This is a genomic window from Streptomyces sp. NPDC007875 (assembly GCF_042868035.1).
Classification (GTDB): Bacteria; Actinomycetota; Actinomycetes; order Streptomycetales; family Streptomycetaceae; genus Streptomyces; species Streptomyces antimycoticus.
The window spans coordinates 282697-296663 of the sequence record NZ_JBIADZ010000011.1; the positions used below are offsets into that span (position 1 = coordinate 282697).

The window sequence follows — 13967 nt, forward strand, 5'->3', positions numbered from 1 at the left end:
AGGTCGCCGGTCAGGGCGCTGTAGGTGGGTACACGCTCCTCGTTAGGTGTCGCTGGGCCGGCCTCGCGGCGTTGGATGGCTGATCGTCACGCTCGGGCCTCGTCGGGGACACACATGCGTGCCACGCGCGGCAGTGCTGTCATCTCCACCTCAGGGACCGGCATCGGGCCGATGGCGAGGAGTCCGGTATCGAGATGTCCGGTATCGAGATCAACCGGCGTGCAGCATCAGCCCGATGCCCGCCACCATCAGGCCAGCCGCCGCGATCCTCGGACCGCCGAACCGCTCCTTGAAGAACAGCGCCCCGATCGCCGCGCCCACGATGATCGACGACTCGCGCAGCGCCGCGATCGGGGCGAGTTCGGCCTGGGTCTGGGCCCACAGGACCAGGCCGTAGGCGGAGACCGACAGCAGTCCGCCGAGCAGCCCGCGCGCCGCGACGGGGCGCAGTTGGTGAAGGAGCGCACCGCGGCGGATGGCCAGGGCGCAGGCGGGGATGGCGAAGCCCTCCAGGATCATCAGCCAGGCGATGTAGCCGGGCGCGCTGCCGGAGGCGCGTACCCCCAGACCGTCCACGACGGTGTACGCGGCGATGGACAGACCGGTGGCGATGGCGGCCGTAAGGGCGAGCCACTGCGGTGCGGCCCCGCCGCTCCCTCCGGGGTCCTCGTGGTCGGTGTGTCGGGAGCCCCTGACGCCCCACAGTGCCACGCCCACCAGCCCGGCCGAGGCCAGTGCGATCCCCGCCGCCTGCCAGCGGTCCGGCCGCTCGCCGACGAAGACCGCGGCGGCCACGGTCACCACCAGCGGGGCGGTGCCACGCGCGATGGGATACATCTGGCCGAAGTCGCCCAGGTGGAACGAGCGCATGAGCAGCAGCTGATAGACCACATGGATGGCCGCGGAGGCCAGCAGATACGGCCAGGCGTCCGAGGCGGGCAGCGGGGCGAAGGGCAGCAGCGCCAGCCCGCACAGCGCCCCGCCGCCGCCCACCAGCGTGAAGGCGAGCAGCTGGTCTCGGATGCCGTGCGCGATCGCATTCCATGACGCGTGGGTGACGGCCGCGATGAGCACCGCGGCCGCGACGAGCGGGGTCACGCGGACCGCTCGCGCACATCCACCAGGGTGCCGTCGGCGTGCGCGATCAGGGTCTTGGGGTCGAGCGGGAAGACGGTGTGGGGGTTGCCCGCCGCGGCCCATACGGTCTCGTGGTCCAGCAGCCGGCGGTCGGCGAGGACGCGGGTGCGGGTGCGGTGGCCGAAGGGCGGCACCCCGCCGATGGCGTAGCCGGTGGTCTCACGTACCAGCGCCGCGTTCGCCCGGCGGACGCTCCCGGCGCCCAGCTCGTGCCGTACGAGCTCGACGTCGACCCGTGACGCCCCGTCCATCAGCACCACCACCGGCTGTCCGTCCGCCTCGAAGACCAGCGACTTGACGATCTGGCTCAGCTCACAGCCGATGGCCGCGGCGGCCTCGGCGGCGGTGCGGGTGGCGTCGGGGAAGCGGCGCACCTCGACGTCCAGGCCGAGCTCGCGCAGGGCGTCGGCGAAGCGCGGGTGGGCGGCGGCGTCAGGGGTGGGTGTGGGATCGACCATGGGGCGACGCTATCGACGGGCCCGCCGCCCACGCCAGGGCATTTCCCCGAGGTCGCACCGGCCGGCGGGCGGAACGCGAAGGAGCCGGGCGGGCGCTTGAGCGCTCGCCCGGCTCCTTCGCCGTCATGCCGGCGGAACCAGAAGGAACGGAACCAGAGGGACCTACCGGCTCAGCCGCCCGCGCGCAGCAGCGCCGCCACTATCGGGCCCGCCGTGTCGCCACCGTGGCCGCCCTCGGGGACCACACCGGCGGCCGCGATGTCGTCGCGGTACGCGCTGAACCAGCCGTTGGGCTTCTCCTGGTTGTCCACCTCGGCCGAACCGGTCTTGGCGCCGAAGTCGCCGCTCATCCCGGCCATCGCCTCGGCGGCGGTACCCGAGGTGGCCGTCAGCCGCATCAGCTTGCGCAGCTGGTCATGGGTGCTCGACTTCATGGTCTTGCTCGCCTTGGCCAGCGTTCGGTCGTCCAGCGACGGCGAGACCAGGTACGGCTGGCGGAAGGTGCCGGTGGAGGCCGTGGCCGCGACCGACGCCATGTTGAGCGGGTTCATCCGCACCCCGCCCTGGCCGATCAGCGAGGCGGCCTTGGAGGCCGCCGACTGCACCGGCACCGCGCCATCGAAGGAGGGCACGCCGGTCTGCCAGTTGAGCCCGATGCCGAAGACGTTCCGGGCCTCGTTGGTCAGGTCGTCGTTCTTCAGCTTCCCCGCCTGGCTGATGAAGGCCGTGTTGCAGGAGCGGGCGAAGCTCTGCTCGAAGGTGCCGTTCTTGATCTCGAACTTCTTGTCGTTCTGGAACTTCCAGCCCCCGTACGAGAAGTACTTGGGGCACGGGTGGGCCTTGCCGTACGCCGCCAGACCCTTGTCGATCAGCGTCGCCGAGGTGATGATCTTCATCGTCGAGCCGGGTGCGTACGAGCCCTGCAGGGCGGTGTTGAAGCCGCTCGCGGGGGAGTTGGCCACCGCGAGGATCTCACCGGTGCTGGGCTTGACCGCCACCACCGACGCCTTGGTGCGCTTGCTCACCTGCTGCTCGGCGGTGCTCTGGAGCGATGCGTCGATCGTCGTGCGGAGCGTGCCAGGGGTGCCCTTGGAGAGCACCTTCAGCGTCTTGTCGGGGGACTTGGAGCCCTTGGCGCGCTCGATCCAGGTCTCCACGCCCGCCTTGCCGCCCGCCTTCTTGCCGTACCGCTCGCGCAGCGCGGCCAGGACGTTCTTGAGGGTCGGGTGCTCGGCGGCGGTCAGCTCCTTGCCGTCGCGGTCCACCGCCTTGATCGGCGGCGCCTCGGACGCGCCGGTCTTCAGGGTGTCGCCCTCGGCGAGGTCGGGCTGCACCACCGAGGGCTTCCAGGCGACGACCGGCTTACCGGTCTTGGTGTCGCGCGTGACGGTCAGCGAGGATTCATACGTCCAGGGGGCGCTCTGACCGCCGGAGGAGATCTGGGCGTTGACCGAGAACGGCACCTTCGCACCACTCGCCTGCCCAGGCTCCAGCGCCACCTTGGCCACATGGGCCTTCTTGCGGTAGTCGCCCAGCGCCGTGGTGGCCGCGCCGGTGTCGTCCGTAAGGGCGGCGGCCTTCGCCGTCTCGCCCGCCGACCAGGCCGCCAGGAACGCGCGGGCGGTGGTCTTGATCTCGGCCGCGCTGGGCGGGCCGGTCTTCACGTTCTTCAGGGACGGCTTGTCGTCACCCGAGCCGGCGCTCGCACCGTCCTTCGCACTGGATGAATCGTCCTGGCCGCTGCCGCAACCGGCAACACCGACCATGGCGGCGAACACCGCACCGACGATCGCGGCTCTCGCGCCACTCCGCATTACAGAACCCCCACAGTGTTCTCGATTCCCTCCATCAGTCGATGGAGGCCGCGGTGCCCGGCACTCTACCGGCACCAAGAGAAGCCCCCGCGCCCTCACCGTAGGGGGCGCGGGGGGCCGGGGCCGGATCCGGACGGCGGGCCGGGGATCAGATCCAGGTATCCAGCCACATCCGGGCGCGCCAGGCGTCCATGGGGATCGTCTGGCCGGTGTAGAGCGGGAAGAAGTAGATGAAGTTCCAGATGATCAGCAGGACGAGCGCGCCCGAGCCGACGGCGCCGATCACCCGGCGGGTCTCGCTCGCCCCCGGCGGCCCCAGCAGCGCGCCGATCATCATCGCCACCGCCAGACACAGGAAGGGCACGAAGACGACGGCGTAGAAGGAGAAGATCGTCCGGTCCTGGTAGAGGAACCACGGCAGATAGCCCGCCGCGATCCCGCACAGGATCGCGCCCGCCCGCCAGTCGCGCCGCAGCGCCCACCGGAACAGCAGGTACAGCAGCGCGAAACAGGCCGTCCACCACAGCAGCGGGGTGCCGAGCGCCAGCACCTCACGGGCGCACTTCTCGGCGGCGTCCGTGGGGCAGCCCTCCTGGCCGGCCCGCGGGGACTCGTAGAAGTACGAGACCGGCCGGGACTGCACCATCCAACTCCACGGATTGGACTGGTAGACATGCGGCGAGTCCAGGTTGACGTGGAACTGGTAGACCTCGGACTCGTAGTGCCACAGGCTGCGCAGCGGGTTGAGCAGCCAGTCGAAGGCGCCGCCGGTGCCATAGCCACCGCCGTCCGGCTTCCGCGATTCGGCCCAGTGGCGGAAGTAGCCGCTGTGATGCCAGCCGCGCCCCCGGTCGAAAGTGCCGCTCGAGGCGAACCAGCCCGACCAGGAGGCGATGTACGTGACGATCGCCACAGGCACCAGCGAGACGAACGCCCAGCCCAGATCGCGCCGCAGCACCGCCCGGTAGGGGCGGAGCGCGCCCGCCGTACGGCGGCTGCCCACGTCCCACAGGACGGTCATCAGGCCGAAGGCCGCCAGTACATAGAGTCCGTTCCACTTGGTGCCGACGGCCAGGCCCAGCAGCACCCCGGCCGCGATCCGCCACGGCCGCGCGCCCAGCTTCAGGCCCCGGGCGACCGCCGGATCCGTTCGCGGCGTGCCGTCCTCACCGGCCGGCAGCGCCGCCGCCAGCCTGGCGCGCGCCTGGTCCCGGTCGACGAGCAGGCAGCCGAAGGCGGCCAGCACGAAGAACATCACGACCAGGTCGAGCAGGGCCGTGCGGCTCATCACGTAGTGCAGCCCGTCCACGGCCATCAGCGCGCCCGCCAGACAGCCGAGGAACGTCGACCGGAACAGCCGCCGCCCGATCCGGCACAGCATCAGCACCGAGACCGTGCCGAGCAGCGCGACCATGAAGCGCCAGCCGAACGGATGCAGCCCGAAGAGCTGCTCGCCGAGGCCGATCACCCACTTGCCCACCGGCGGATGCACCACATACGAGGCCGCGTCGCTGAGCGGGATGTGCTGCGGGTTCTCCAGGATCCGGTCGTTGGCAGCCTTCGGCCAGGTGCCCTCGTAGCCGTACTCCCAGATCGACCAGGCGTCCTTGGCGTAGTACGTCTCGTCGAATATGACGTTGTCCGGGCTGCCCAGCCGCCAGAAGCGGGTCAGCCCGGCGCACAGCGCGACCAGCAGCGGCCCGCCCCATCCGCTCCAGCGGGCGATTCTGGCCGCCGCCGAGGGGGTCGCGCCGAAGACCTCCCAGAGCCGGGTGCCCGGCTCCGCGTACGGCGGGACCAGCCGCTCCCGTACGCCGGGCCGGGGCTGGCCCGCGTATCCGAAGCGGCGCAGCCGGCGCTGCCAGGCCGGCTGCTGCTGGCCGGTGGCTTTGCCCGGCTGGGCGTGGGTCGCGGTGTCACTGCTCACCGGGCCATCGTAGGGAAGGGGTCTGTGAGTGTGGTGGGGAAAGGCGGCGAACCGGGGATTCGTTCCCGGGGCGGCGGGCGCGCGGGGCCTGCCGCGGCCGGCTGCGAGGATGGTGGGCGTGACTGGAACGCTCGTACTGGCAGGGACCCCCATCGGCGACACGGCGGACGCGCCCCCGCGGCTGGCCGCCGAACTCGCGGCCGCCGACGTGATCGCCGCCGAGGACACCCGGCGGCTGCGCCGCCTCACCCAGGCCCTGGACGTGCGCCCGGCCGCCCGGGTGGTGTCCTATTTCGAGGGCAACGAGTCGGCCCGCACGCCCGAGCTGGTCGAGTCGCTGGCCGAGGGCGCCCGGGTGCTGCTGGTCACCGACGCGGGCATGCCGTCGGTCTCCGACCCCGGCTACCGCCTGGTGGCAGCCGCCGTGGAGCGCGGGATCACCGTCACCGCCGTGCCCGGCCCGTCCGCGGTGCTCACCGCCCTGGCCGTGTCCGGGCTGCCGGTGGACCGCTTCTGCTTCGAGGGGTTCCCGCCGCGCAAGGCGGGGGAGCGGCTGACCCGGCTGCGCGAGGTCGCCGACGAACGCCGCACCCTGGTCTGGTTCGAGGCCCCGCACCGGCTGGACGACACCCTGGCGGCCATGGCCGAGGTGTTCGGCCCGGACCGCCGCGCCGCGGTGTGCCGGGAGCTGACCAAGACGTACGAGGAGGTGCGGCGCGGTCCGCTGGCGGAGCTGGCCGCCTGGGCGGCGGAGGGCGTGCGCGGCGAGATCACCATCGTGGTCGAGGGCGCCCCCGCGCCCGGTCCCGAGGAGGCGGGCCCCGCCGAACTGGCCCGCCGGGTCGCGGTGCGCGAGGAGGCCGGTGAGCGCCGTAAGGAGGCCATCGCGGCGGTCGCGCAGGAGGCCGGGCTGCCCAAACGGCAGGTGTTCGACGCCGTGGTGGCGGCGAAGAACGCGACGGGAAGCGCGCCACGAGAAGGTAAAGCACCGTAGCGAAAGGCAAAGCTCAGGTTAGTAGCCGGGCAGCTGCGTGCCGGTTTTGGGAAGGCCGGTGCCAAATCTCGCTCAAAGAGAGGGAAGAGCCGATGCGGTAGCGCCGGGAAAGGCGTCCACTGGGTGTGGAAGACCTGGGGCCATCCCATCCCGGAAGACTTGTCCTGTGTGACAAGAGGAGCTGCCATGAGCGATATAGCGGGAACCTCGAGCGGTGCTCATCCGATAGCCGCCCACACCCCCTCCGCCGGGCCCGGCGAGGTGGCCCACGAGGCGTACGCCTTCGCCTGCATGAAGTGCGGGCACGGCTGGGAGCGGTCGTACGACATCGAACACCACGTGGACGGCGAGGGCCGGGCCTTCGTCGTCTACTTCACCGGCGGCCTGCGCGTTCCGTCCCCGCTGACGAGCCCCGACTGCGTCAACTGCGGTGCGCATCTGGTGCGGATCATGCGCTCGGGTCAGGTCTCCTCGGTCCTGGAGAGTGCGCGGCGCGGGAGGCCGCACACCGCCCGCGGCCCGGAGGCGGGCACCGGCGCGCCGGACGGGACGGACGGGGCGCAGGCCGGGACGGACACCGGGACGGATCACGCGCCGGAAAACGAGGGCCCCGCGCGACGCCGTGCGCACCATTGGCATCTGGCGAATCTGCTGCATCCCTTTCAGCACCACCGCGACTGAGTACGTTCCGGTTCATATGAGCTGTTTCACCTGAGCGGGTTCACCTGAGCCGGTTCACCTGAGCCGGGCGCGGGTCAACTGAGCGGCCGGACGCGATTCACCGCACATTCACCGGGATTCATAGAATCGCGACCATGGCGAAAACAACACCGACCCCCGGCGGCAGTGGCAAGGCGAGCGGCGCGCAAAAGGAAAAGGACGCGCCCCCGCCGCCGCCGGAGCCCCTGCGGGTCCCGGTCGCCGATTCCCACACCCACCTGGACATGCAGCCGGGCACGGTCGAGGAGGCACTGGCCAAGGCCGCCTCGGTCGGCGTGACGACCGTCGTCCAGGTGGGATGCGATCTGGCCGGGTCCCGGTGGGCGGCCGAGACCGCGGCGGCGCACGAGAGCGTCTGGGCCACCGTGGCCCTGCACCCCAACGAGGCGCCCCGCATCGTCCTCGGCGACCCCGACGGCTGGTCCCGGCAGGGGGCGCGGCAGCCAGGCGGCGACGCCGCCCTGGACGCGGCCCTCGACCAGATAGCGGCCCTCGCCGCCCTGCCCCAGGTGCGGGGCGTGGGCGAGACCGGCCTGGACTACTTCCGCACCGGCCCGGAGGGCATGGCCGCCCAGGAGCGCTCGTTCCGCCGCCATGTCGCCATCGCCAAGGAGCACGGCAAGGCGCTGGTCATCCACGACCGCGAGGCCCACGACGATGTGCTGCGCGTGCTCGCCGAGGAGGGCGCGCCCGACACCGTCGTCTTCCACTGCTACTCCGGCGACGCGGCCATGGCGAAGATCTGCGCCGAGCGCGGCTACTACATGTCGTTCGCGGGCAACATCACCTTCAAGAACGCCCAGCCGCTGCGTGACGCCCTCGCCGTCGCCCCGCTCGACCTCGTCCTCGTCGAGACCGACGCGCCGTTCCTGACCCCCGTCCCCTACCGCGGACGGCCTAACGCTCCGTATCTGATTCCGCTCACCCTGCGGGCCATGGCCGAGGTCAAGGGCGTCCCGGAGGACACCCTGGCGACCGCCGTAGCGGCCAATACGGCGCGCGTCTTCGGCTATTGAGAGGGCGGTGGCGCCTCGTGAGGGGCGGTGGCGATCCGACGTGAGTGATCACACTGCGTGATGATTGCGCTTTGGAGAGTCACCTCCACTCCGCTACAGTCCCGGACTCAACGCCCTGACCAGTGGACTTGTGGAGTGTTACCGGAGTGTTCTTGTGAGCCGTAGGGGCAGCCACCGTGTCTCGGGCGGCCGTGCCGCCGCCCGCCGAGCCGCCCGCCGCGGCGCCACCGGCCGGACCGACCCGATGCGCCGGCTGCTGCCGCAGGCGATGGTGGTCGCCGCGCTGGCGGGCGGCACCTCCGCCTTCGTCGCCCAGGACAAGGCCGTACGGCTCAGCGTCGACGGCGACGCGCGCACCCTGCACACCTACGCCGACGACGTGGGCGAGCTGCTGGCGGACGAGGACGTCCACGTCGGTGAGCACGACATCGTCGCCCCCGCGCCCGGGGAGCGGCTCGCCAACGGCGACGAGATCGCCGTCCGCTACGGCCGCCCGGTCACCCTCACCCTCGACGGGGAGCGCCGCCGGGTGTGGACCACCGCCCACACGGTTGACGGCGCACTGCGCCAACTGGGCGTACGTGCCGAGGGTGCGTATCTCTCCGCCTCCCGCTCCGCCGCCATCACCAGCCGCGGCCTGCTCCTGCACGTCCGCACCGAGCGCACCGTCACCTTCCTCGCCGACGGGCGCGAACACACCATCCGCACCAACGCGGCCACCGTCGGCGAGGCCCTCGCCGCCGCCGGGCTCACCCTGCGCGGCCAGGACACCACCTCCGTCCCCCAGGACAGCTTCCCGCGCGACGGCCAGACGGTGACGGTGATGCGGATCACCGGCGGCAAGGAGGTCCGCGACGAGCCGGTGCCCTTCACCACCGTCCGCCGCGCCGACCCCACCCTCCCCAAGGGCACCGAGCTCGTGGAGCGGCCCGGCGAACCGGGCACCCTGCGCACCAGCTACCGGGTGCGCAGCGTCAACGGCGTACGGCAGCGGCCGCGGAAGCTCCGCAGCGAGATCGTCAAGCCGCCGGTGGCCCGGATCGTGCGGGTCGGCACCATGACCGTCCCTGCCCGGGTCGGCGGCCCGGCGGACGGGCTCAACTGGCGGGCGATGGCGCGCTGCGAATCGGGCGGCCGCCCGGACGCGGTCGACGGCTCCGGCCGCTACGGCGGCCTCTACCAGCTCGACCAGGGCACCTGGCACGACCTCGGCGGCCACGGCCGCCCCCAGGACGCGCCCCCGGCCGAACAGACCTACCGCGCCAAGAAGCTCTACCAGCAGCGCGGCACCGGCCCCTGGCCGACATGCGGCCGCAAGCTCCAGCAGTGACCCCCTAAACTTTGCCGGTGAGCTCCACCGATCCCGACGTCCTGCTCGGCCCCGCCGACATCCGCGCACTCGCGGCGCGGCTCGGCGTACGCCCGACCAAGCAGCGCGGCCAGAACTTCGTCATCGACGCCAACACGGTCCGCCGGATCGTCCGGACCGCCGGGGTGCGCCCCGAGGACGTGGTCGTCGAGGTCGGCCCCGGGCTCGGCTCGCTGACCCTCGCGCTGCTGGAGGCCGCCGACCGGGTCACCGCCGTCGAGATCGACGACGTCCTCGCCGCCGCCCTCCCCGCGACCGTCGAGGCCCGGCTGCCGCACCGCGCCGACCGCTTCGCGCTGGTGCACCACGACGCCCTGCGGCTGACCGAACTGCCGGGGCCCGCCCCGACCGCCCTGGTCGCCAACCTGCCCTACAACGTCGCCGTGCCCGTGCTGCTCCATATGCTCGGGCGCTTCCCGACCATCGAGCGGACCCTGGTCATGGTCCAGTCCGAGGTCGCCGACCGGCTCGCCGCCCCACCCGGCTCCAAGGTCTACGGCGTCCCCTCCGTGAAGGCCGCCTGGTACGCCCACGTCAAGCGCGCGGGCGCGATCGGCCGCAACGTCTTCTGGCCCGCCCCCAACGTCGACTCCGGCCTGGTCTCGCTGATACGCCGGGACGAGCCCCTGCGCACCACCGCGACCCGGGACGAGGTCTTCGCGGTCGTGGACGCGGCGTTCGCCCAGCGACGCAAGACCCTCAGGGCGGCGCTCGCGGGCTGGGCCGGCTCTGCGGGGGCCGCGGAGGAGGCCCTGAAGGCCGCCGGGGTCTCCCCGCAGGCGCGCGGCGAATCGCTGACGGTGGAGGACTTCGCCGCAATCGCCGAACACGGCCCCACGGCCTGACCCCACGCCCCGCGCCTGCGGCGGGCTCGTTCCCCACCCCGCCCCTTCCCGAACCGGGGGCAAGCCCCCGCCCCCCGTTCCCGGGGCATCGCGCCCGCACCCCCGCTCGGGGCTCCGCCCCCGCCCCCCGTTCCCGGGGCATCGGGCCCGCACCCCCGCCGGGGCTCCGCCCCCGCCCCCCCCCGGTTCCCGGGGCTCCGCCCCCGCCCCCCGTTCCCGGGGCACCGCGCCCGCACCCCCGCTCGGGGAGCTCTGCCGGCCTCCGACGGGGCTCTGCCCTAGGCCCTGCTCGTGCGGGCTCTGCCCCCGCACCCCTGCCGGGGCTCTGCTCCCGTACCTTCGCCGGGGCTTTGCCGCCGAGCCTTCGCCGGGCTCTATTCCCGAACCCCCGCCGGGGGTCTGCCTCCGCACCCTCGTCGCGGCTCCGCCCCAGGCTCCGTTTCGGGGGCAAAGCCCCCTGAGCGGTGCTCGACGGGGTCTGGGGGCGCAGATGCCTCACCCTCAGCCCTCCGGCGTTTGAGCCGGCCTTGGGGCGGAGGTGCCCAGCACCTGGCCTCTCCGGTGATGCGGAGCGGGGCCTTGGGGCGGAGCCCCAGCACCCAGCCCCTCCGGCGTTTGAGGAGCGGGGTCCGGGGCGGAGCCTCGGCGGGGGGGCGGGGGCGGAGCCCCCGGGGACGGGGTCCGGGGCGGAGTCCCGCCACGCGGCGGGGCCGCACATCGATGCCGCGGGGAGGGGTGGGGTGGGAAACGAGCCCGCCGTAGGCCCACCCGCCGCAGGCCCACCTCCGCAGGCGGGACAATGGCCGGACCGGAACGCCGAACCGCCACCAAGGAGCCCCGTGACCCGCCCCGTGACCGCCCGTGTGCCCGCCAAGGTCAACGTCCAGCTCGCGGTGGGCGGGCTGCGCCCCGACGGGTTCCACGACCTGGCCAACGTCTTCCTCGCCGTCGGGCTCCACGACGAGGTCACCGCCACCCCAGCCGACACCCTCCGCATCACCGTCGAGGGCGCGGACGCCGGCCAGGTGCCGCTGGATCACACCAACCTGGCCGCCCGCGCCGCCGTCGCCCTCGCCGAACGGCACGGCATCGCGCCCGGCGTCCACCTCCACATCGCCAAGGACATCCCCGTCGCGGGCGGCATGGCGGGCGGCAGTGCCGACGCCGCCGGGGCGCTGCTGGCCTGCGACGCGCTGTGGGGCACCAAGGCGACTCGCGAGGAACTCCTGACGATCTGCGCCGACTTGGGCAGCGACATCCCCTTCAGTCTCGTCGGCGGCGCCGCCCTCGGCCGGGGCCGGGGCGAGCTGCTGACCCCGCTGGAGACCGGCGGCACCTTCCACTGGGTCTTCGCCGTGGCCGACGGCGGACTGTCCACCCCCGCCGTCTACCGCGAATGCGACCGGCTGCGCGAGGCGTCCGGCGCGGGCGCGGGCGCGGCCGACGTCCCGGACCCCGAGCCCTCCCAGGCACTGCTGGACGCGCTGCGCACCGGCGACGCCACCGCGCTGGCCGCCGCCGTATCCAACGATCTGCAGCCCGCCGCGCTCTCGCTGCGCCCCGCGCTCGCCGCCACCCTGCGCGCCGGTGCGGACGCGGGCGCGCTCGCCTCCCTCGTCTCCGGCTCCGGCCCGACCTGCGCCTTCCTGGCCAAGAACACCGAGGCCGCGCAGGCGGTGGCGGGCGCGCTGGCCGCCTCGGGCACCTGCCGCACGGTCCGGATCACCTCCGGCCCGGTCCCCGGGGCACGGCTCGTGGACGCCTGAGCGAGGCGCCCCGCACGGCGACTACCCTGGGGAGCCGATCGATCCGCGTAATGGAGTGTGATGGCGACCAACCTGGTCAACGTTGAATCCGTCGGCAAGGTGTACGGCACGCGTGCGCTGCTGGACGGCGTCTCCCTCGGGGTGAACGAGGGCGACCGCATCGGCGTCGTCGGCCGCAACGGCGACGGCAAGACCACGCTCATCCGGATCCTCGCCAAGCTGGAGCCCGCCGACGACGGCCGCGTCACCCACTCCGGGGATCTGCGGCTCGGCGTGCTCACCCAGCACGACTCCCTCGACCCCGAGGCCACCGTCCGCCATGAGGTGATCGGCGATCTCGCCGACCACGAGTGGGCGGGTAACGCCAAGATCCGGGATGTGCTCACCGGGCTGTTCGGCGGGCTCGACCTGCCCGGCTTCCCGCAGGGGCTCGATACGGTCATCGGCCCGCTCTCCGGCGGTGAGCGCCGCCGTATCGCGCTCGCCCAGCTGCTGATCGCCGAGCAGGACCTGATCGTCCTCGACGAGCCCACCAACCACCTCGACGTCGAGGGCATCTCCTGGCTGGCCGGGCATCTGCGCGCCCGCCGCTCGGCCCTGGTGGTGGTCACCCACGACCGCTGGTTCCTCGACCAGGTCTGCACCCGGATGTGGGACGTCCAGCGCGGCGCCGTCCACGAGTACGAGGGCGGCTACAGCGACTACGTCTTCGCCCGCGCCGAGCGCGAGCGCATCGCCGCCAGCGAGGAGACCAAGCGGCAGAACCTGATGCGCAAGGAGCTCGCCTGGCTGCGCCGCGGCGCCCCCGCCCGCACCAGCAAGCCCCGCTTCCGCATCGAGGCCGCCAACGCGCTGATCGCCGATGTGCCGGCGCCGCGCGACAGCGCCGAACTGATGCGGTTCGCGAACTCCCGGCTCGGCAAGACCGTCTTCGACCTGGAGGACGTGACCGTCACCGCCGGGCCCAAGGTGCTGCTCAAGCATCTGACCTGGCAGCTGGGGCCCGGCGACCGGATCGGCCTGGTGGGGGTGAACGGCGCGGGCAAGACCTCGCTGCTGCGCGCCCTGTCCGAGGCCGCCCGCAGCGAGGGCGAACAGCAGCCCGCCGGGGGCCGGGTCACGGTCGGCAAGACCGTGAGGCTTGCGTATCTGTCCCAGGAGGTCGCCGAACTCGACCGGAACCTGCGGGTCCTGGAGGCCGTCGAGCAGGTGCGGCAGCGCGTGGACCTCGGCAAGGGCCGGGAGATGACCGCCTCCCAGCTGTGCGAGAAGTTCGGCTTCACCAAGGAGAAGCAGTGGACCCCGGTCGGCGATCTCTCCGGCGGTGAGCGGCGCCGGCTGCAGATCCTGCGGCTGCTGATGGACGAGCCCAATGTGCTCTTCCTGGACGAGCCCACCAACGACCTGGACATCGAGACCCTGACCCAGCTGGAGGACGTGCTCGACAGCTGGCCCGGCTCGCTCGTGGTCATCAGCCACGACCGCTACTTCATCGAGCGCACCACCGACCGGGTGCTCGCGCTGCTGGGCGACGCCACCTTGCGGATGCTGCCGCGCGGCGTGGACGAGTACCTGGAGCGGCGGCAGCGCGCCCTGGCCACGGCCGCCCCGGCCGCCGCGCCCGCCAAGCAGAAGCCGGACGAACAGGTCGCGCGGCAGCGGTCGGCGGCCGAGCAGCGCGCCACCAAGAAGGAACTCCAGAAGATCGAACGGCGGCTGGACCGGATCAGTGAGCAGGAGTCCGACCTGCATACGCGGATCGCCGAGCACGCCACGGACTTCGCCAAGGTCGCCGAGCTCGACACCCAACTGCGCGAGCTGACGGGGGAGCGGGACGACCTGGAGACCCGGTGGCTGGAGCTGGCCGACGACGCCTGAGCGGCGGAGGGGGCAAGGGGCGGGGCACCTCCGATGTGACTGG

General features: G+C 72.9%; 11 protein-coding genes. 7 read left to right on the top strand and 4 right to left on the bottom strand.

Annotated elements, in window-relative coordinates; genetic code table 11:
• Positions 1–210 precede the first annotated feature (210 nt).
• From ACFYOY_RS24410 to ACFYOY_RS24425, 4 genes are all read right to left on the bottom strand, one after another.
• Entirely contained in the window at positions 211–1098 is an 888-nt protein-coding gene (locus tag ACFYOY_RS24410; protein ID WP_351886739.1) for a DMT family transporter, read from the bottom strand.
• On the bottom strand, positions 1095–1595 hold the full coding sequence (locus ACFYOY_RS24415) for a YbaK/EbsC family protein (RefSeq protein WP_351886742.1): 501 nt from the start codon (positions 1593–1595) through the stop codon (positions 1095–1097). Before ACFYOY_RS24415 ends, ACFYOY_RS24410 begins: the two co-directional genes overlap by 4 nt.
• A gap of 170 nt (positions 1596–1765) precedes the next feature.
• On the bottom strand, positions 1766–3409 hold the full coding sequence (locus ACFYOY_RS24420) for a penicillin-binding transpeptidase domain-containing protein (protein WP_351886745.1): 1644 nt from the start codon (positions 3407–3409) through the stop codon (positions 1766–1768).
• A 148-nt stretch (positions 3410–3557) separates the two neighbouring features.
• Complete coding sequence (locus tag ACFYOY_RS24425) at positions 3558–5336, bottom strand: phospholipid carrier-dependent glycosyltransferase (protein ID WP_351886748.1); 1779 nt, start codon at positions 5334–5336, stop codon at positions 3558–3560.
• A gap of 118 nt (positions 5337–5454) precedes the next feature.
• Between ACFYOY_RS24425 and rsmI the strand changes: the two genes are divergently transcribed.
• The 7 genes from rsmI to ACFYOY_RS24460 all read left to right on the top strand — a co-directional run bounded on the left by rsmI (position 5455) and on the right by ACFYOY_RS24460 (position 13924).
• A complete protein-coding gene (rsmI, locus tag ACFYOY_RS24430) occupies positions 5455–6330 on the top strand; it encodes a 16S rRNA (cytidine(1402)-2'-O)-methyltransferase (protein ID WP_137967114.1) in 876 nt (291 codons plus the stop codon).
• A 186-nt stretch (positions 6331–6516) separates the two neighbouring features.
• Positions 6517–7011 carry a hypothetical protein gene (locus ACFYOY_RS24435; RefSeq protein WP_351886751.1) on the top strand — a complete coding sequence of 165 codons (495 nt, stop codon included), beginning with the start codon at positions 6517–6519 and terminating at the stop codon, positions 7009–7011.
• 134 nt (positions 7012–7145) lie between these two features.
• A complete protein-coding gene (locus ACFYOY_RS24440; RefSeq protein WP_351886754.1) occupies positions 7146–8066 on the top strand; it encodes a TatD family hydrolase in 921 nt (306 codons plus the stop codon).
• Between the two features lie 130 nt (positions 8067–8196).
• A complete protein-coding gene (locus tag ACFYOY_RS24445; protein WP_388589550.1) occupies positions 8197–9396 on the top strand; it encodes a ubiquitin-like domain-containing protein in 1200 nt (399 codons plus the stop codon).
• A gap of 17 nt (positions 9397–9413) precedes the next feature.
• Positions 9414–10280 carry a 16S rRNA (adenine(1518)-N(6)/adenine(1519)-N(6))-dimethyltransferase RsmA gene (gene rsmA, locus ACFYOY_RS24450; protein ID WP_351886760.1) on the top strand — a complete coding sequence of 289 codons (867 nt, stop codon included), beginning with the start codon at positions 9414–9416 and terminating at the stop codon, positions 10278–10280.
• An 839-nt stretch (positions 10281–11119) separates the two neighbouring features.
• A complete protein-coding gene (locus ACFYOY_RS24455; RefSeq protein ID WP_388589554.1) occupies positions 11120–12046 on the top strand; it encodes a 4-(cytidine 5'-diphospho)-2-C-methyl-D-erythritol kinase in 927 nt (308 codons plus the stop codon).
• Between the two features lie 60 nt (positions 12047–12106).
• Positions 12107–13924, top strand: coding sequence for an ABC-F family ATP-binding cassette domain-containing protein (locus tag ACFYOY_RS24460; protein WP_388589557.1), 1818 nt, complete (start codon positions 12107–12109; stop codon positions 13922–13924).
• The last annotated feature ends 43 nt before the right edge of the window (positions 13925–13967 follow it).

Bases quoted from the DNA above. Each gene is read 5' to 3' on its own strand.
- ACFYOY_RS24415 (WP_351886742.1), bottom strand. From the start codon at position 1,595: ATGGTCGATCCCACACCCACCCCTGACGCCGCCGCCCACCCGCGCTTC.
- ACFYOY_RS24460 (WP_388589557.1), top strand. From the start codon at position 12,107: ATGGCGACCAACCTGGTCAACGTTGAATCCGTCGGCAAGGTGTACGGC.
- ACFYOY_RS24420 (WP_351886745.1), bottom strand. From the start codon at position 3,409: ATGCGGAGTGGCGCGAGAGCCGCGATCGTCGGTGCGGTGTTCGCCGCC.
- ACFYOY_RS24435 (WP_351886751.1), top strand. From the start codon at position 6,517: ATGAGCGATATAGCGGGAACCTCGAGCGGTGCTCATCCGATAGCCGCC.
- ACFYOY_RS24440 (WP_351886754.1), top strand. From the start codon at position 7,146: ATGGCGAAAACAACACCGACCCCCGGCGGCAGTGGCAAGGCGAGCGGC.